The following is a 17,674-nucleotide window of genomic DNA, read 5'->3' on the forward strand; positions in this document are numbered from 1 at the left end:
GTCTCAGTCGAGCACGTCGCCCAGGTCGTAGGCCGAGACGGTCTCGAGCTGATCGTAGGTGCAGGATGCGGCATCCCGATCCGGCCGCCAGCGCTCGAACTGCACGGTGTGCCGGAATCGCCAGCCCTCGAGCTGGTCGTAGCGCACCTCGAGCACGCGCTCAGGCCGCAGGTGGACGAACGACGAGTCGCGGTCGGGAGCCGAGAAGCGGGACTTCTCGCCCTCGCTCTTCACCGCCGCGCCGGAGTCGTCGCGCTCCACGAGCGGTGCGAGCTCGTCGATGAGCTCGAGCCGGCGCGCATTGCTCCACGCCGCGACTCCGCCCACGGGGTACAGCGTGCCGTCGTCGGAGTACAGCCCGACCAGCAGCGAGCCGACGCCCGCACCCGACTTGTGGATGCGGTAGCCCATTGCGACGACGTCGGCCGTGCGCGCGTGCTTGATCTTGAACATCGTGCGCTTGTTCGGCGCGTACGGCTGGGCGAGGGGCTTGGCCACGACGCCGTCGAGCCCCGCTCCCTCGAACTCGGCGAGCCAGCGCTCCGCGACCGCCGGGTCGTCGGTGGTGCGCGTGACGTGCACCGGGTGGGGAACCGCGCCGAGCAGATCCACCAGCTCGGCCCGCCGCACCTCGAACGGCTCGGGCTGGAGATCACGATCACCTCGGGCGAGCAGATCGAATGCGATGAGCATCGCCGGGGTCGTCTCGGCGAGCATGTTCACGCGGGACGCGGCGGGGTGGATGCGCTGCGTGAGCGACTCCCAGTCCAGGCGCTGGCGGCCGGGCTCCCCCTTGGGCACGACGATCTCGCCGTCGATCAGGCACGGCTCGGGCAGGAGCCGGGCGAACGCCTCGACCAGCTCGGGGAAGTAGCGGGTCAGCGGCTTGGCACCGCGGCTGCCGATCTCGACGTTCTCGCCGTCCCACGAGATCAGGGCGCGGAAGCCGTCCCACTTCGGCTCGAAGCTGAGCCCGCCCGGCGTCTTGGCCGGATCGGGCACGGCGGGGACAGACTTGGCCAGCATCGGCGCGGGGATCTCGTACGGCATCCCCCCATCCTGCCCCTCGCCCCCGACGCTGTCCCGCTTTCGTGCGCGACCGACGTCAGTCGGTGACGGATGCCGCGTACAGAGCGGCCGCTTCCGCGCGGTTCGCCGCCCCGATCTTGGTGAGGATCGCCGACACGTGCACCGACGCGGTCTTCGGGCTGATGAACAGCCGCTCCCCGATCTGAGGGTTCGTGAGGCCCTCGGCGACGAGCTCGAGCACCTGGCGCTCTCGCGGCGTCAGCGCGCCGATCGGCCCGCCGTCGCGCGTCGCCGTGGTCGGGGCATCCGTCCATCCCGCCTGCGCGGCGATCTCCGCGGCCCAACGACCGACGCGCGCGACGCCCGCGGCGGGCGCCTCCGCCCTCACGCCCTCGAGGAGGAGTGCGGCGTCGTCGCGCTCACCGGCCTCGACGAGCGCCGCGGCGAGGCAGGTCTGCACGACCAAGCGGTACCAGATGGGCAGCACCGGCTCGTCGCGAAGCCGCGAGTGGATGCCCCGCCAGAGCTCGACCCGCGCTGTGGCCGACTCGCCGACGGCGGTCGCGAGCATGGCGCGAACGAAGTCGGCGGAGGCGGTCGCGGCGGCGCCGTGATCGGGCCACCCTTCCACCACCGCGGCGAGGCGGTCGCGACGCGGAAGACCACTCTCGCCCCGTGCGCCCGCCGCCAGCAGCATCGCGGCCGTCATTCCCGCGAACCGGCCGATGGGCGGCGACGAGGCCTGCTCGCAGAGCTCGAGCACTCCGTCGACCAACTCGCCCCAGTCGGGGCTGCGAGGCGTCGCCGTGCCCGGCATCACGAGCGCCGCGTCGGCGCGGTCGATCACCCAGGATCCGTGCTTCTCGGGATTGGTGCGCAGCGACTCCTCGATCGACGTGCGTTCGGACGCCAGGAGGGCCTCGCGGGCATCGGCCTGGTCGTTCCAGGTGTAGTGCGTCGCGATGAGCCGCAGCACCGACCCGCGGTGGCCCATGTCGGAGATGCGCAGAGAGCGCCGCGCGTAGCGCAAGGCGTCGGTCGCGCGTCCGACGGAGAACAGCGCCCGGGCGAGGGAGAACGCGATCGTCGCACCCGCGCCCCGCTCGATCCCGGCTCGCACGATCTCGGTGTAGTGCCGCTCGCCGACGACCACCGCCTCATCGAATCTCCCGACGCGCAGCAGCAGGTCGATCTGCGCGCCGCCGACGTATGCGCGCAGCGCGGGATCGAGGGGGAGCGTGGCGGCGCGCTCGATCGGCTCGATGGCGCGGGGAGCGTCGTCCTCGTCGTCGCCGATGCGCCATGCCTCGATCGTCAGGGCCACCGCGAGCGCGTCGGCGTCGCCGGCCTCCTCGGCGAGAGCGATCGCACGCGCGGCGTGCTCCTTCGCCTCGGCGCCGTGCTCGGTGATCGCGAGGTTGGACAGGATGCGTGACTGCAGCACGCGCGCGCGGGGATCCGCGGAGTCCTCGAGCAGCGCGATCGCCGTCAGCAGGTCTTCGCGGCGGTTGCGGTGCTCGGTGTTGAAGACCTCGACGAACCGCTGGCGCAGCAGCCCGGCACGCGTCAGCGGGTCGTCCGGGCACACCGCGAGCCCCTCGTTCGCGGATCGCAGCGCGCGCTCGGCGTCGCCCAGATCGTGCCAGGCCTGCGCGGCCTCGAGATGCAGCTGCGGAAGGGTCGTGCCCGCCCGGGTCGCGGCATCCGGAACCTGGTCCCACAGCTCCGTGAGACGCTCGGCGAGCTTCGCAGAAGTCGCGGGAGAGAAGCCGGCCTGCGAGTGGGCGAGCGCCACGACGGTCGCATCGAAGGCGGCGGTGAGGTCACGGGCGGCGAGCCAGTGCTCTGCGATCGCGGAGACCGCGTCGTGCGAGTCGGAGCGGTCCGACGAGAGGTGCTCGGCATAGCGACGGTGCACCCGCACGCGCTCGCTCGGCAGCATCTCGCCGTGCACGGCCTCCTGGGTGAGCGCGTGGCGGAACGCGTAGCCGGCGCCGTCGGCCAGCACCACCCGCGCATCGATCGCCTCGCGGAGAGCCAGATCGAGGGCATGCTCGTCGAGCGAGGAGACGGCGACGAGCACGTCGTGGTCGGCGTGCATCCCGCCCGCCGCCATCACCCGCACGGTCTCCTGCGCGTCGTCGCCGAGCCGGGAGTACCGCGCGAGCACCAGCTCGCGCAGAGTGTCGGGGAGGCCGCGGTCGCCGAGGTCGACCAGTTCCTCGACGAGGAACGGGATGCCTCCGCTCCGCTCCGCGAGAGCGGCGATGTCGCGCGGGCCGTCAGCCGTCAGCTGGGCGACCTGCTCGGCGACCTCGTCCCCGCTGAGGGGACCGATCTCGACGCGGATGATCGTGCGCGTCCGATCGAGCTCGGCGAGAACGGGCCGCAGCGGGTGGAAGCGGTCGATGTCGTCGGAGCGGTAGGTCGCGACGATCGTGAGATGGCGGCCGCGCAGGGTGCTGGCGAGCGTCTTCAGCAACGCGAGGGTCGAGGCATCCGCCCATTGGAGGTCCTCGATCACGACGACCAGGTGATGCTCGCGGGACAGCTGCTCGAGCACGACCTCGATCGCCTCGGCGAAGCCGCCGACCGGGTCGTCGGCGCCCGCCGTGTCGTCGGCGATGCCGGGGACGAGCGCCGCGAGGCTCGCGATCACGGCAGGCGAGCCGGCCGCTGCGCGCAGCGCGTCGGTGCCGAGCGCGGCGTGGAGGTCGCGCAGCACGCGCCGGACGGGTCCGAAGGGCGCTCCGATCGGTCCGAGGTCGACGCATTGGCCGACGGCGACGACGACCGGCAGAGACTCGTCGCGGCGCAGGGCCGTCTCGCCGAGGAACTCCTGCACGAGGCGGGTCTTGCCGATGCCGGCCTCGCCGCGGACGATCGCCGTGCGCGCGCGGCCGGCGCGGCCCTCCTCGAACGCCTGGAGGAGAGAGTCGAGCTCGGCGCGGCGCCCGACCATCCGGGGGCTCGACGCGAGTGCGGGCATGCTCATATCGTGGCACCTCCCTCCGACGCGGTGGGCGGGACGATCACGCCGACGGCCCGGCCAGCGCGAGGCATGCGGGGTCGCACGCCGGAGCGGGAGCCGGAGCCGGAGCCGGCCGGAACCACACCGCCCGGCTGCGGCGAGGAGCCGGAGTGGGCCCGCCGAGCGCTTCGCGGCGCTCACGGTGCGAGGCGAGCACCGCCCGCTCGCGCGCGAGGTCGGCCGCGCGCTGCCGCTCGAGGACGAAGGCGGTGTGGGTCGAGGCATCCATGTCGGTCTCCTGTCGTGGCTTCCTACAGGTTCGACTGTGCTCTCTAAGGCGCACTCGCCTCATCGGGCGGATGCCCTATCTTGCCCGGCGCACGTCTCAGGCGTCAGGACTCGATCGGATGCTTCGGACGGGCCCAGCGAGCGGGGAGGTCCGGCCCGTCCCAGACCTGAATGACGCCCCACGCGGCTGCCGCGATCGGCACCGCCAGCACGGCGCCGACGATGCCGCCGAGCACCGTGCCGACGGTCAGGGCGATGAGGATCACGAAGGCGTGGAGCTTCATCGAACGGCCCATCAGCACGGGCTGGAGGAAGTTGCCCTCGAGCTGGTTCACGAGCACGACGACGCCGACGACGAAGAGGGCGTTGACCCAGCCGTTCGCGACGAGGGCGACGAGGGCGGCCAGGATCCCGGCGATCGTCGCACCGACGATGGGGATGAAAGCGAGCAGGAACACGAGCACGGACAACGGCAGGGCGAGCGGCACCTGAAGGATCAGCAGGCCGATGAGGATGCCGATCGCGTCGACGAGCGCGACCGTCGCGGTTCCCCGCACGTACGACCCCAGCACGCCGACCGTCTTGTCGCCGATGCGGCGAGCCCGCACGTAGTGCTCGCCGCGGAACGGCCGCAGCAGGAACTCCCACATCTGCGGGCCGTCGTTGAGGAAGAAGAACAGGATCGTCACCATGAGCACGAGCCCGGTGACGAAGTTCGCGACGGCCCCCACGCCCGCGAGTGCGCCCGAACCGAACTGGGCGCTCGTCACGAAGTCGGTGAGCGCCGCCACCCACTCGTCGATCTGCGAGGGAGAGAGGAACTCGAACGGCAGGGTCTCGAGCCACTCCAGGAAATGCTGGAAGCCGTCCTGCGCCTGCGCCGCCAGCTCGTCCCACTGATCGCGGACCGCCCACACGATGAGCCATCCGAGCAGTCCGAGGACGATGACGATCGTGAGGAGCGTGAGGATGGTCGCGAGGATCGACGGAACGCCGCGCCGCCGCATCCAGCGCATCACGGGGAAGAACGCGCACGCGAGGATCAGCGCGATCACGAGCGGGATCGTCACGAGGGTGAGCGACTGGATCGCGAAGATGATTCCTGCCGCGACCGCCACGACGACGATGATCTGCAGCGAGCGGATGGCGAGCATGCCGAAGCCGTCCGCCCACAGGCTCCACGGCGGCCTCGTCGCCCGGAGTTCGACCTCGGCGGGGTCGGCGCCGACCGGCGGGGGAGTGCTGCGGAACAGGCCCATGGCCCGAGGCTAACCGTGCCCGTGCGAGCGCCGCGGCGCCTTGCCGGTGTATCGCGAGCCTGCTAGGCGAACGCGCCCACTCCGGTGATGTCCCGTCCGATCAGCAGCGCCTGCACGCTCTCCGTGCCCTCGTAGGTGTGGATCGCCTCGATGTCGGCCATGTGCTGCATGACGCCGTACTCGAGCAGGATGCCGTTGCCGCCCAGCAGGTCGCGCGCGGTCGCCGCGACGCGGCGCGCGGCACGGGTGTTGTGGTACTTCGCGAGGGACGCCTGCGTCGGGCGCAGGCCGCCGGATGCCTCGAGGTCGGCGAGATGCCGGCAGTACAGCTGCATCGCGGTGAGCTCGTCGAGCATCTGCGCGAGGCGCTCCTGCACCATCTGGAACTTCGCCAGCGGCTTGCCGAACTGCACGCGCTGCTGCGCGTAGGAGAGGGCCGCCTCGTAGCAGGCGGTCGCGTGCCCGAGTGCCGACCACGCGACCCCGGACCGCGTCGAGTACAGGACGGTCGAGGCATCCTTGAAGCTCTTCGCACCCGGCAGCACGGCGTCGGCGGGCACACGCACGCCGTCGAGGACGACATGGGCCTGATGGATGCCGCGCAGCGACGCCTTCCCGGAGATCACGGTGCCGGTGTAGCCCGGCGTGTCCTGCTCGACCAGGAAGCACCGGACCGCGCCGTGGGTGTCGTCGCCCGGGGCGTCCACTCGCGCCCACACGAACGTGATGCCGCCGGACGCGCCGTTGCCGATCCACTTCTTCGCACCGTCCAGCACCCACTCCTCGCCGTCGCGGCGGGCGACGGTCTCGAGCGATACCGAGTCGCTCCCATGGTCGGGTTCGGTGAGGGCGAAGGATGCCGGCACCCGGCCGCGTGCGACCGGCTCGAGCCAGCGCGCCTGCTGCTCTGGGCTCCCGAACAGGGCGAGCGTGCGCAGCGCGAGGCCGCCCTGCACCGCGATGACGGTGCCGAGCGAGCCGTCGCCGCGCGAGACCTCCATGTTGACCAGCCCGGCCGCGAGGGGCGAGAAGCGCGTGAGGTCGGGATGCACGATGCCGTCGTTGAAGAGGTCGAGCTCGCCCAGGCGCATGGCGATGTCGAGCGGGTAGGTGCCGGCATCCCACGCTTCCTGCATGCGCGTGCCGACCTCGTCGACGTACGCCTGCGCGCGCTCCCAGACAGCACGGTCGTCGTCGGGGATTTCGGCGAACACCTGGTAGTAGTCGGTGCCGAGCCGCGCAGTGACGTCGTAGCCCTCGAAGGTGTGACCGGGGCGCGGGGCGAAGTCGCTCATGCGGCGAGTCTAATGGAACTCAATCCCGCTGTCTGCAGGACTCAGTCTCACCCTTGGCAGCGTCCTTGACTCGACGAGAACAGGCGATTCGACGAGATCACGCTGGATGCCGCGGGATCAGCCTGATCCGGTCGAATCGCCTGACCTGGGCGACGCGTGACGCGGGCGGGGTCAGGACGCGGGCGGGGTCAGGACGCGGGCGGGGTGGATGCTCGGCGCCGGCGCACGAGGAAGTACACGCCGATCCCGATGCCGACCGCGAGGAGGGCGAGCGGGATGAGCCAGACCATCGCGGAGGCCATCGTCTCCTGATCGGGAGCCGCAGCAGGCGTCTCGGTCGGAGTCGGCGACGGGCTCTCGGTGGCGGTCGGCGTGGGTGAGGGGGTCGGTGTCGCGGTCGGCGTGGGCGTCGGCGTCGCCGTGGGCTCCGGCGTCGCCGTCGGCTCGAGGGTGGGCTCGGGCGTCGGCTCCGCGGTGGGCTCGGCGGTCGGCTCGGCCGTCGGGGTCGGCCGCGGCGTGGGCTGCGCGGTCGGGCGGGGGGTGCGCGTGGGACGGGGCGTGGGGGTGAGCGTCGGCGTGGGCGTCGGCAGTTCGACCGTCGGCGTCGGCAGCGCGGTGGGCAGCTCGACGGTCGGCGTCGGGAGCGCGGTCGGCAGCGTGACCGACCCGTCGCAGCCGCTCAGAAGCAGCGCCGCGAGCACGACCGTCGCCGCGGTCGCGCCGCGCATCCGTCCCCGCCTCACCGTCAGGCCTTCACGCTCGCCGCGCGACGCGCGAGGCGACGCCGGCGGATCCACTTCTCGACCTCGACGAACAGCGGCACGAGGAGGGCGAGTCCGATGCAGATCAGCCATTCGCTGCCGCTCAGCGACACCGTGCCGACGAGGCGCTGGAGGAAGCCGATCTCCACCGCAGCGACGGTGATCGCGAGCGGGATCGCCAGCCACTTGACGGCGGTGAGGATCGGGGCCGTCAGGCCCGACTCGGGGTCGCGGCGCATCGCGAGGCCACCGAGGACGGCGCCGAATGCGGCGACCACGAAGGTCATCGTGACCGGCACGTTGGGCTCTGACGGGCTCGCCAGTTCGGGGAACATCAGCAGCGGCAGCAGCGTCATGAGGAACAGCACGCCGCCGTAGACGAACCACAGCGTGATCGCCCCGCCGTTGGCGATCGTCTTCTTCGGGTCGCGCGGCGGCTTGAGCATGATGCCGTCGGGCACCGGATCGAGGAGGATCACGATCACCGGGAACACCGAGATGAAGAAGTTGAGGAACAGGATCATGATCGGCGTGAGCGGCACGCCGCTGTTGATGTCGAAGATGCTCGCCACCAGGAACAGCAGCACCAGCGAGAACAGCTGCGACATCTGATACCGGACGTAGCTGACGATCTTCTCGTAGATGCCGCGGCCGAGCCGGACGGCGGTGACGAGCGTCCCGAAGTTGTCGTCGACCAGGATCATCTTCCCGGCCTGCTTCGTCACCTCGCTCCCCGATCCCATGGCGACGCCGATGTCGGCCTGCTTGAGCGCGGCGGCGTCGTTGACGGCGTCACCGGTCATCGCCACGACGTCGCCGGACTCCTGCATGAGGCGAGCGAGGCGGAGCTTGTCCTCCGGCGTCACGCGACCGAACACATGGAGGTTCGGCAGCGCCGCCTTGAGTTCGTCGTCGCTCATCGCCTGGATCTCGGCGCCGCTGGCGGCACCCGGGCCGAGCCCCAGCTTGGCGCCGATCGCGGCGGCGGTGATCGCGTGATCTCCCGTGATCATGCGCACCTCGATCCCGGCCTCGTGCGCGATGCGCACGGCTTCCTTGGAGGAGGGGCGGAGCGGGTCGATGATGCCGACGAGCCCGACGAACGTGAGGTCCTTCACCTCGGCCATCGGGTCCGCGGGGACGGGCGTGCCCGGATCGAAGCGGCGGACGGCGAAGGCCAGCACGCGAAGTCCCTGCTCGGAGAGCGTGCGGTTCGCATCGAGCACGGTCTGCAGCTGCTCGGCGATCGGCGCCGGGCCGTCGGCGGTCAGCACCGTCGAGCATCGGTCGAGCACGACATCCGGCCCGCCCTTGACGAGCGCGACGAGGCGGGACGACCCGGCATCCGGCACCTCGTGGAAGGTCGCCATGAACTTGTAGGCCGAGTCGAACGGCACCTCCGCCGCTCGGGGGTACTTGGCGCGCGTGAGCTCGGAATCGGCGCCCATCTTCGCGGCGAGCACGACGAGCGCCGCTTCGGTCGGGTCGCCGATCACGTCGCCGTCGTCGGACACCGTGGCGTCGCTGCAGAGGGTGAGGCCGAGCGCGAGCTGGGTGAAGTCGGGAGCGGCGAACCCTGCGACCTGGCGGATGTCGCCGGTCTTCTCGTAGCCGCTGCCGCCGACCGTGAACCACTCGCCGCCGAAGTAGAGCGACTCGACGGTCATCTCGTTCATCGTGAGCGTGCCGGTCTTGTCGGAGTTGATGGCGCTCGTGGCGCCCAGCGTCTCGACGTCGGTGAGGTTCTTCACGACCGCTTTGTGCTCGGCGAGCTGACGGGAGCCGTACGACAGCATCGCCTGTACGAACGACGGCATGCCGGTCGGGATGGCGGAGATGGCCATCGAGATGCCGAGCAGGATGACGGAGGCGATCGGCTGCTCGCGCACCAGGCCGAAGATCACGATGACGGCGACGGCGCCCCAGGCGATCCAGCCGAGCACGCCGGTGAGGGCGTCGAGCTCCTTCTGGAGCGGCGACTTCGCCTGCTTGACCGACGAGAGCATCGAGGCGATCTGACCCATCTGGGTGGTCATGCCGGTGTCGGTGATCACGACGGTCGCGGTGCCCCGCGTGACCTGCGTGTTCTGGAAGGCCATGTTCGCCCGGTCGCCGAGTGTGGTGTCGGGGTCGGCGATGGTCGCCGGGTCTTTGGCGATCGGCGCGCTCTCCCCGGTGAGCGCGGCTTCCTGGGTCTCGAGCGTCGCAGAGCGCAGGATCCGTCCGTCCGCGGGCACGATGTCGCCCGCCTCGAGGGCGACGATGTCCCCGGGGACGACGTCGGTGGAGGCGATCTGCACGAGGCTTCCGTCTCGGAAGACCCGAGCCTGCGGGATCTGCATCTTCGACAGCGCGTCGACCGACGCCTTGGCCTTCAGCTCCTGGCTCGCCCCGAGGAACACGTTGAGGATGACGAGTGCGCCCACGACGATGCCGACGCTGACCTGGCCGATGAGCAGGCTGATGATCGCGACGATGACGAGCATGACGTTCATCGGGTCGGCGAGCTGGCTGAGCGAGACCTGCCAGACCGACGGCGGCTTCTCTGCGGCGATCGCATTCGGACCGTGCTCGGCGAGTCGCTTCGCCGCCGCGGCCTGCGGGAGCCCCCGCGCGCGCTCGGTGCCGAGGGCGGCGACGACGTCGTCCGCGTCCTGCGTGTACCAGAGAGGGTCCTTCGAGGGCGCGCTGTGCGGGGTGTCCACAGTGGTCATGGGCCAGACACTACTCTGGCCGGCGGCACCGGGCCGGGTGATTTCGGCGTGGCCGCAGGCTATTCGTCGAGGCGCGCGCGCAGGCGCCGGGCGACCTCGGCGGTCGGCATCGAGCGCGGGAACACCGCCACGACGACATCGTCGGCGGCGGCCTCGCGCGCCTCATCGGAGGGCTGTACGCCGAACCGCCGCAGCGCGTCGTCGAGGGCACGCCGCAGAACCGAGACGGGCACGCGCTTAGGACCGCGCAGCAGCTGGCGCAGGACGTGGTTGTGGATCGCCGTGACGAGCGCCGAGAAGCCCACCGCGTCGATCGGGTCGAGCCCCGGCAGCGACGCGCGCAGGTACTCGTCGAAGAGCCGCTCGTAGCGGAACACCGTCACGATCTCCCGCTCGCGCAGCGCAGGCACCTGACGAACGACGGCGTAGCGCCGGCGCGCGAGCTCCGGATCGGCGGCGAAGTGGGAGTAGACGAGGACGGATGCCTCGCACACGGCCCGCCACGGGTCCTCGTGGTCGCCCGCCAGGAAGTCGCGGATGCGGTCCAGCAGCAGCTCGTGGTCGGCGAAGACGACATCGTCCTTGCCGCCGAACTGCCGGAAGAACGTGGACCGGGAGACCCCGGCCGCCTGCGCGATCTGCTCGACCGACGTCTGGTCGAAGCCCTGCCGGTCGAAGAGCTCGAGAGCGGCGGCGACCACGGCGGCCTGCGGTGCGGGCGTGGGAGCGGCGGCGGTCTCGGACATCTCGGGGAGAGCCTAGTGCGGGACCGCCCGCCGGAGGGAGCGACGCGTCACGCGGCGTCCCGGGGCGCGTCGCTGCGGTCCGAAGCGCTCAGCAAGCGGTAGTAGGCTGGGGGACTGGTCGATATCTCGACGTCGAGACGCTTTTCGCGTCATCCCACCCCCATTCGCCCCTGCGAAGGAATGCACTGTGGATCTGTACGAGTACCAGGCACGAGACCTTTTCGAGAAGTACGAGGTGCCGGTTCTCGCCGGCATCGTCGCGGACACGCCGGAGGAGGTGCGGGCCGCGGCCGAGAAGATCGGCGGAGTCGTCGTCGTCAAGGCGCAGGTCAAGACCGGCGGCCGCGGCAAGGCCGGCGGCGTGAAGGTCGCCAAGACCCCCGACGAGGCGTACGAGGCGGCCCAGGCCATCCTCGGCCTCGACATCAAGGGCCACGTCGTCAAGCGCGTCATGGTCGCCCAGGGCGCCCGCATCGACAAGGAGTACTACTTCTCGGTGCTGCTGGACCGCGCGAACCGCTCCTACCTGTCGCTGTGCAGCGTCGAGGGCGGCATGGAGATCGAGGAGCTCGCCGTCGAGCGCCCCGAGGCCCTCGCCCGCATCGCCGTCGACCCGCTCGCGGGCATCGACAAGCAGAAGGCCGTCGAGATCGCCGAGGCTGCCGGCTTCGCCCCCGAGCTCGTCGACAAGGTCAGCGACGTGTTCGTCAAGCTCTACAGCGTCTACAAGGGCGAGGACGCCACGCTCGTCGAGGTGAACCCCCTCGTGCTCACCGAGGAGGGCGAGGTCATCGCCCTCGACGGCAAGGTCTCGCTCGACGAGAACGCCGACTTCCGCCACCCCGGGCACGCGCTGCTCGAGGACAAGGCCGCCGCAGACCCGCTCGAGGCCAAGGCCAAGGAGAACGACCTCAACTACGTCAAGCTCGACGGCGAGGTCGGAGTCATCGGCAACGGTGCAGGCCTGGTCATGTCGACGCTCGACGTCGTCGCCTATGCCGGCGAGAACCACGGCGGCGTGAAGCCGGCGAACTTCCTCGACATCGGCGGCGGCGCCTCGGCCGAGGTGATGGCCGCCGGCCTGGACGTCATCCTCGGCGACCCGCAGGTGAAGTCGGTGTTCGTCAACGTGTTCGGCGGCATCACCGCGTGCGACGCCGTGGCCAAGGGCATCGTCGGCGCGCTCGCCGAGCTCGGCTCGAGCGCGTCCAAGCCGCTCGTGGTGCGCCTCGACGGCAACAAGGTCGAGGAGGGCCGCGCGATCCTCCGCGACGCCAACCACCCCCTGGTGACGCTCGCCGAGACCATGGACGAGGGCGCCGACAAGGCCGCCGCGCTCGCGAACGCCTGAGCCCCAGACATCCGGAACTAGGAAAAGAACAGACATGTCGATCTTCCTCAACAAGGACTCCAAGGTCATCGTCCAGGGCATCACCGGCGGCGAGGGCACCAAGCACACCGCCCTCATGCTGAAGGCCGGCACCCAGGTCGTGGGCGGCGTGAACGCCCGCAAGGCCGGCACGACGGTGCTGCACAGCGACAAGGACGGCAACCCCGTCGAGCTCCCCGTCTTCGGCACGGTCGAAGAGGCCATCGCCGCGACCGGCGCCGACGTCTCGATCGCCTTCGTCCCGCCGGCGTTCACGAAGAGCGCGATGGTCGAGGCCATCGACGCCGAGATCCCGCTGCTCGTCGTGATCACCGAGGGCGTGCCCGTCGGCGACACCGCCGAGGCGTGGGCCTACGCCCAGCAGAAGGGCAACACGACCCGCATCATCGGGCCGAACTGCCCCGGCATCATCACGCCCGGCGAGTCGCTCGTCGGCATCACGCCCGCCAACATCACCGGCAAGGGGCCGATCGGCCTCGTGTCGAAGTCGGGCACCCTGACCTACCAGATGATGTACGAGCTGCGCGAGATCGGCTTCTCGACGGCCATCGGCATCGGCGGCGACCCCGTGATCGGCACGACGCACATCGACGCGCTCGCCGCCTTCGAGGCCGACCCCGAGACCAAGGCGATCGTCATGATCGGCGAGATCGGCGGCGACGCCGAGGAGCGCGCGGCCGACTTCATCAAGGCCAACGTCACCAAGCCGGTCGTCGGCTACGTCGCCGGCTTCACCGCGCCCGAGGGCAAGACCATGGGCCACGCCGGGGCGATCGTGTCCGGCTCGGCCGGCACCGCCCAGGCGAAGAAGGAGGCCCTCGAGGCCGCCGGCGTCAAGGTCGGCAAGACCCCGAGCGAGACCGCCGAGCTCATGCGCGGCATCATCGCCGGTCTCTGATCCGCACCCTCTGGAAGGCCTCGCTTCGGCGGGGCCTTCCTGCGTCCTGCGGATTGCGGCGCCACAACTCCTCAGGATCGGGTCATTCCGGCCCGGTTCCGACGGATCCGGAGCCTCGAGCGCGCGATTCTGAGGAGTTATGGCGGAGGCCCGGCGGCGCCCGAGCACCGGAGAGCCCGGGTTAGGGTGAGGGAATGCCGCTGACCGGAGAGTACAAGCCGTCCACGTCCGACTGGGCCCGCAAGCAGGCCGAAGCGTACGAGGCCTCGGACGGCACGAGGGCCAACACCCTGCGCGGGGTGCCGATCATCGTCGTGACCTCGATCGGGGCGAAGAGCGGAGGCCTCCGCAAGACCGCCCTCATGCGGGTCGAGCACGACGGCCGCTATCTCGCGGTCGCGTCGAAGGGCGGGCATCCTTCCCCGCCGAACTGGTACTGGAACATCGTCGCGAACCCGCACGTCGAGCTGCAGGACGGCGCGGTCAAGCGCGACTACCTCGCGCGCCAGCTCTCGGGCGACGAGCGTGCCGAATGGTGGGCGCGGGCGACCGAGGTCTGGCCGGACTACGACAACTACCAGGCCAAGACCGACCGCGAGATCGCGATCTTCCTCCTCGAGCCCGTCGAGGGCTGACGCCCGGTCCCGTCAGCCGGCGAGGAGCGCCTCGAGCGGTCCACGGGCGAAGTACAGGACGAAGCCGGCGGCGACGATCCACAGCAGGGGGCCGATCTCCTTCGCCTTGCCCGAGAGCGAGCGCACGACGACCCAGGCGATGAAGCCCGCGCCGATGCCGTTCGCGATCGAGTAGGTGAGGGGCATCACCGTGATCGCGAGGAACACCGGCAGGAGCACCGAGAAGTCGGTGAAGTCGATGAACCGGATCTGCGCCATCATGAGCGCGCCGACGATCACCAGAGCGGATGCCGCCACCTCGCTGGGCACGATCGACACGAGCGGCGTGAAGAACATCGCGACGAGGAACAGCGCGCCGGTCACGACGTTGGCGAAGCCCGTCCGCGCGCCCTCGCCGATTCCGGCCCCCGACTCGATGAACACGGTGTTGGACGACGCGGATGCGTAGCCGCCCGCGACGGCGCCGACGCCCTCGACGATCAGCGCGGACTTGATGCGCGGGAAGTCGCCCTTCGCGTCGGCGAGGCCGGCTTCCTTCGACAGGCCCGTCATGGTGCCCATCGCGTCGAAGAAGTTCGTGAACACCAGCGTGAAGACGAGCATGAGGGCCGCGAGCACGCCGATCCGCTGGAACGAGCCGACGAGGTCGACGTCGCCGATGAGGGAGAGGTCGGGGATGCTCACGAGCGACGCCGGCAGCTCGGGCACCGACAGGCCCCAGCCGCCGGGGTTGACCTCGTCGCCGGCGAACTTCGGGCCGATGTCCCAGATCGCCTCGACGACGACCGCCACGATCGTGCCGGACACGAGTCCGATGAGGATGCCGCCCTTGACCTTGCGGGCGACGAGGATGCCGGTGAGCAGCAGCGTGAACACGAAGATGAGGGTCGGAACCGTCGCGACCGATCCGTTCACGCCGAGGCCGACGGGCGGCGACGAGGCGCCCGTCGCGGTGACGAAGCTGGCGTCGACGAAGCCGATGAACGCGATGAACAGGCCGATGCCGACCGTGATCGCGAGCTTCAGCTGGATCGGCACGGCATCGAAGATCATGCGGCGCAGACCGGTGGCGGCCAGCAGCACGATGATGAGGCCGTTGATGACCACGAGTCCCATCGCCTCGGGCCACGTGACCTGCCCGACCACCGACACGGCGAGGAACGAGTTGATGCCGAGACCCGCCGCGAACGCGAACGGCAGCCGGGTCACGAGGCCGAACAGCACCGTCATCACACCGGCGGTCAGCGCGGTGACGGCGGCGACCTGCGTGAAGCCGAGGCTGTTGCCGTCGACGTCGACCCCGCTGGACAGGATGATCGGGTTGAGGATGACGATGTAGGCCATCGTCACGAAGGTCACGACACCGCCGCGCACCTCCGCCCCGACGCTCGACCGGCGCCGGGTGATCTCGAAGAACCGGTCGAACCCGTTCTTCGGCTGCTGCTGGTCGCCGGTGTCGACGGTGGGGGATGGGGCTGTGCTCATGAAGGACCTCCGCGTCGAGGTTAGCGCTCGCACGGCTCGCGCCAGGACATCGATCCGGATGCCGCGACCGGCCGGGTCGCGGCCGGGAGCGTTGCTCGCGCCTGGGTAGTGTCGATGGCGGATGCATCGCCTCACCGTCTTCTTCCTCGCCGCCGTCGACGCCGCCATCGCGGTGGCCGTCGGCATCGCGGCGACCCTGGCGCCGCTGACCCTCCTGTGGGTGTTCGGGCTCGGCGGGTCAGCCGACTGGACGGCGCTGTGGCCGTCGTCGGTCACCATCTGGCAGTTCGGCAATCTCGTGCCGATGCTCGTGACGCTCCCGGGCGACTACCTCGCCGCGACGGGCATCGACCCGGATGCGGCATCCTTCACCCTCTCCCTCGCTCCGCTCCCGTTCGCCTCGTTCACCGCGATCTTCGCCGTGCGGTCGGGCGTCCGCGCTTCGCAGGCGGATGCCTGGGCGACGGGCGTCATCGCGGGCGCGATCGTCTTCGGGGGGCTCACCGCCCTCGCCGGCTTCACCGCGCAGAACTCCGTCGCCGGTGCCCCGCTGTGGCAGGCGATCCTCGTGCCGACGCTCGTCTACGCGCTGCCGTGCCTGTCCGGGGCGGTGGTGACCGAATGGCGCGAGGCGGGGTCCGGCCCCATCGCCCGCCTGCGCGACCGGGTCGAGGCATCGCCCGCGTGGGGGCCGGTGCCCGGGCTCGTCGGCACCGGAACCGCCGTCGTCGTCGTCGGCCTGGTCGGATTCGGAGCCGCCATCGCCGCGGTGGCGATCCTGCTGCGCGGCGGCGAGATCGTCGCCCTCTTCCAGGCCGGCAACGTCGATGCACTCGGGGCCACCGTGCTGACGCTCGCCCAGCTCGCCTACCTCCCGACGCTGGTGGTGTGGGGCATGGCCTTCGGCGCCGGCCCCGGGTTCGTCGTGGGCGACGGCGGCGTGGTGTCCCCGTCGGGGACGCAGATCGGCGTTGTTCCCGGCATCCCGATCCTCGGTGCCGTGCCCGAGTCGACCTCGGCGTGGCTGCTCCTGCTCGCGCTGGTCCCCGTCGGGCTCGGGGCGTTCGCGGGGTGGATCGCCCGCTCCCGGCTGGTCGCCCCAGGCGCGCCCGACCGGTCCACCGCCGGCGTCGTCGTCGACGACGAGCGCACCGCCGCGCTGAGCGGCCTCCTCGCCGCGGCCTCGCCCGCCCCGGTCGTTCGCCCGCACGCCGACCCGTTCGCCCCGCGGCTCGTGGCCGTCGCGGGCATCGCCGTGCTCTCCGGCGCCGCCGCCGCGCTGCTTTCGGCGGTCGCCTCCGGCTCGCTCGGACCCGGCCGGCTCGCATTCCTCGGACCGGAGGCCGGCCCCGTCGCGCTCGCGGTCGGGCTCGAGGTGCTGGTCGGTGCGGCGATCCTGCTGCTCGCACCGCGAGGGGCAAGCGCATCGGAAGAGGATGCTGCGGCCGCCGCCGAACGCCGTGTGCCGGAATCCTCGCCGGTCGCCGAACCGCGCCCGGAAGAACCGCGCCCGGAGTGGCCCCGTCCCGACGAGCCCCGGACGGACTGGCCCGGGCCGGACGAGCCAGGCCCGGACGAACCCCGCCCGGACGAGCCAGAGCCGCCGTCAGCGGACCCGCTCGCGCCCGATCACACCGAGACGCTCGACCTCGGGCCGCGGAAATCCGGTCCGGGAGCGCCGGTAGACTAGCCGGGTGCTCACGGTCGCCGTCCTCATCTCGGGCACGGGGTCCAATCTGCGCGCTCTGCTCGACGCGGCCGCCGACCCCGCCTACCCCGCCGACATCGTCGTCGTCGGCGCCGATCGCGAAGCGGACGGGTTCGCGCACGCGGAGGAGTACCGCATCCCGACCTTCATGGTCCCCTTCGCGCAGTTCGACTCGCGAGAGGCGTGGGGCGAGGAGCTCGCGGCGCAGCTGGCCGTGTGGCAGCCCGACCTCGTCGTCCTGAGCGGCCTCATGCGCCTGCTCCCGGCGCCGCTCGTGGACGAGTGGTCGCCGCGCATCATCAACACCCACCCCGCCTACCTCCCGGAGTTCCCGGGCGCGCACGGTGTGCGCGACGCGCTCGCCGCCGGCGTCGCGCAGACCGGGGCCAGCGTCATCATCGTCGACAACGGGGTCGACTCGGGGCCGATCCTCGCTCAGGAGCGCGTGCCCGTGCTCCCCGGCGACGACGAGCACAGCCTCCACGACCGCATCAA

At 71.2% G+C, this 17,674-nt stretch carries 14 protein-coding genes; 5 read left to right on the forward strand and 9 right to left on the reverse strand.

Translation table 11 applies throughout. From position 1 onward, the window contains the following. Positions 1 to 3: 3 nt before the first annotated feature. The 8 genes from ACE3O1_RS05520 to ACE3O1_RS05555 all read right to left on the reverse strand — a co-directional run bounded on the left by ACE3O1_RS05520 (position 4) and on the right by ACE3O1_RS05555 (position 11,063). Positions 4 to 1,050 (reverse strand): ATP-dependent DNA ligase, encoded by a 1,047-nt coding sequence (locus tag ACE3O1_RS05520; protein WP_374313257.1) that lies wholly within the window; start codon positions 1,048 to 1,050, stop codon positions 4 to 6. 55 nt (positions 1,051 to 1,105) lie between these two features. Beyond that, entirely contained in the window at positions 1,106 to 4,018 is a 2,913-nt protein-coding gene (locus ACE3O1_RS05525; RefSeq protein ID WP_374313259.1) for an AAA family ATPase, read from the reverse strand. A 43-nt stretch (positions 4,019 to 4,061) separates the two neighbouring features. Beyond that, positions 4,062 to 4,289 (reverse strand): hypothetical protein, encoded by a 228-nt coding sequence (locus ACE3O1_RS05530; protein WP_374313261.1) that lies wholly within the window; start codon positions 4,287 to 4,289, stop codon positions 4,062 to 4,064. Between the two features lie 103 nt (positions 4,290 to 4,392). Further along, the gene (locus ACE3O1_RS05535; protein ID WP_374313263.1) at positions 4,393 to 5,547 is read right to left on the reverse strand and encodes an AI-2E family transporter; all 1,155 of its coding nucleotides are present in this window, start codon (positions 5,545 to 5,547) and stop codon (positions 4,393 to 4,395) included. Between the two features lie 62 nt (positions 5,548 to 5,609). Beyond that, positions 5,610 to 6,842 (reverse strand): acyl-CoA dehydrogenase family protein, encoded by a 1,233-nt coding sequence (locus tag ACE3O1_RS05540; protein WP_374313265.1) that lies wholly within the window; start codon positions 6,840 to 6,842, stop codon positions 5,610 to 5,612. 188 nt (positions 6,843 to 7,030) lie between these two features. Further along, positions 7,031 to 7,570, reverse strand: coding sequence for a hypothetical protein (locus ACE3O1_RS05545; protein ID WP_374313268.1), 540 nt, complete (start codon positions 7,568 to 7,570; stop codon positions 7,031 to 7,033). A gap of 17 nt (positions 7,571 to 7,587) precedes the next feature. Further along, positions 7,588 to 10,317: a cation-translocating P-type ATPase gene (locus tag ACE3O1_RS05550; protein WP_374313270.1), complete on the reverse strand. Its 2,730-nt coding sequence runs from the start codon at positions 10,315 to 10,317 to the stop codon at positions 7,588 to 7,590. A gap of 59 nt (positions 10,318 to 10,376) precedes the next feature. Further along, a complete protein-coding gene (locus tag ACE3O1_RS05555; RefSeq protein ID WP_374313272.1) occupies positions 10,377 to 11,063 on the reverse strand; it encodes a TetR family transcriptional regulator in 687 nt (228 codons plus the stop codon). A gap of 187 nt (positions 11,064 to 11,250) precedes the next feature. On the opposite strand from ACE3O1_RS05555, the gene sucC reads away from it, so the two are divergent. From sucC to ACE3O1_RS05570, 3 genes are all read left to right on the forward strand, one after another. Next, positions 11,251 to 12,414, forward strand: coding sequence for an ADP-forming succinate--CoA ligase subunit beta (gene sucC, locus ACE3O1_RS05560; RefSeq protein ID WP_374313274.1), 1,164 nt, complete (start codon positions 11,251 to 11,253; stop codon positions 12,412 to 12,414). A 34-nt stretch (positions 12,415 to 12,448) separates the two neighbouring features. Continuing rightward, positions 12,449 to 13,351: a succinate--CoA ligase subunit alpha gene (gene sucD / locus ACE3O1_RS05565; RefSeq protein ID WP_374313276.1), complete on the forward strand. Its 903-nt coding sequence runs from the start codon at positions 12,449 to 12,451 to the stop codon at positions 13,349 to 13,351. A gap of 194 nt (positions 13,352 to 13,545) precedes the next feature. Then, entirely contained in the window at positions 13,546 to 13,986 is a 441-nt protein-coding gene (locus ACE3O1_RS05570; protein WP_374313278.1) for a nitroreductase family deazaflavin-dependent oxidoreductase, read from the forward strand. A gap of 12 nt (positions 13,987 to 13,998) precedes the next feature. Here ACE3O1_RS05570 and ACE3O1_RS05575 read toward each other — a convergent pair whose 3' ends face one another. Continuing rightward, complete coding sequence (locus ACE3O1_RS05575; protein WP_374313280.1) at positions 13,999 to 15,471, reverse strand: NCS2 family permease; 1,473 nt, start codon at positions 15,469 to 15,471, stop codon at positions 13,999 to 14,001. 121 nt (positions 15,472 to 15,592) lie between these two features. Between ACE3O1_RS05575 and ACE3O1_RS05580 the strand changes: the two genes are divergently transcribed. Together ACE3O1_RS05580 and purN are read left to right on the forward strand one after the other, a co-directional pair. Further along, a complete protein-coding gene (locus tag ACE3O1_RS05580; RefSeq protein WP_374313282.1) occupies positions 15,593 to 17,161 on the forward strand; it encodes a DUF6350 family protein in 1,569 nt (522 codons plus the stop codon). A gap of 4 nt (positions 17,162 to 17,165) precedes the next feature. After that, positions 17,166 to 17,674 (forward strand): phosphoribosylglycinamide formyltransferase (gene purN, locus ACE3O1_RS05585; protein ID WP_374313284.1); only part of this gene is annotated, 509 nt, incomplete at its 3' end.

It is taken from the genome of Microbacterium sp. (assembly GCF_041909575.1).
Classification (GTDB): Bacteria; Actinomycetota; Actinomycetes; order Actinomycetales; family Microbacteriaceae; genus Microbacterium.

What these genes read in the sequence shown, in the direction of transcription:
- ACE3O1_RS05525 (WP_374313259.1), bottom strand. Translation starts at nt 4,018, where the DNA reads ATGCCCGCACTCGCGTCGAGCCCCCGGATGGTCGGGCGCCGCGCCGAG.
- ACE3O1_RS05520 (WP_374313257.1), bottom strand. Translation starts at nt 1,050, where the DNA reads ATGCCGTACGAGATCCCCGCGCCGATGCTGGCCAAGTCTGTCCCCGCC.
- ACE3O1_RS05570 (WP_374313278.1), top strand. Translation starts at nt 13,546, where the DNA reads ATGCCGCTGACCGGAGAGTACAAGCCGTCCACGTCCGACTGGGCCCGC.
- ACE3O1_RS05535 (WP_374313263.1), bottom strand. Translation starts at nt 5,547, where the DNA reads ATGGGCCTGTTCCGCAGCACTCCCCCGCCGGTCGGCGCCGACCCCGCC.
- ACE3O1_RS05530 (WP_374313261.1), bottom strand. Translation starts at nt 4,289, where the DNA reads ATGGATGCCTCGACCCACACCGCCTTCGTCCTCGAGCGGCAGCGCGCG.
- ACE3O1_RS05580 (WP_374313282.1), top strand. Translation starts at nt 15,593, where the DNA reads ATGCATCGCCTCACCGTCTTCTTCCTCGCCGCCGTCGACGCCGCCATC.
- ACE3O1_RS05545 (WP_374313268.1), bottom strand. Translation starts at nt 7,570, where the DNA reads ATGCGCGGCGCGACCGCGGCGACGGTCGTGCTCGCGGCGCTGCTTCTG.
- ACE3O1_RS05575 (WP_374313280.1), bottom strand. Translation starts at nt 15,471, where the DNA reads ATGAGCACAGCCCCATCCCCCACCGTCGACACCGGCGACCAGCAGCAG.
- sucD (WP_374313276.1), top strand. Translation starts at nt 12,449, where the DNA reads ATGTCGATCTTCCTCAACAAGGACTCCAAGGTCATCGTCCAGGGCATC.
- ACE3O1_RS05550 (WP_374313270.1), bottom strand. Translation starts at nt 10,317, where the DNA reads ATGACCACTGTGGACACCCCGCACAGCGCGCCCTCGAAGGACCCTCTC.
- ACE3O1_RS05555 (WP_374313272.1), bottom strand. Translation starts at nt 11,063, where the DNA reads ATGTCCGAGACCGCCGCCGCTCCCACGCCCGCACCGCAGGCCGCCGTG.
- ACE3O1_RS05540 (WP_374313265.1), bottom strand. Translation starts at nt 6,842, where the DNA reads ATGAGCGACTTCGCCCCGCGCCCCGGTCACACCTTCGAGGGCTACGAC.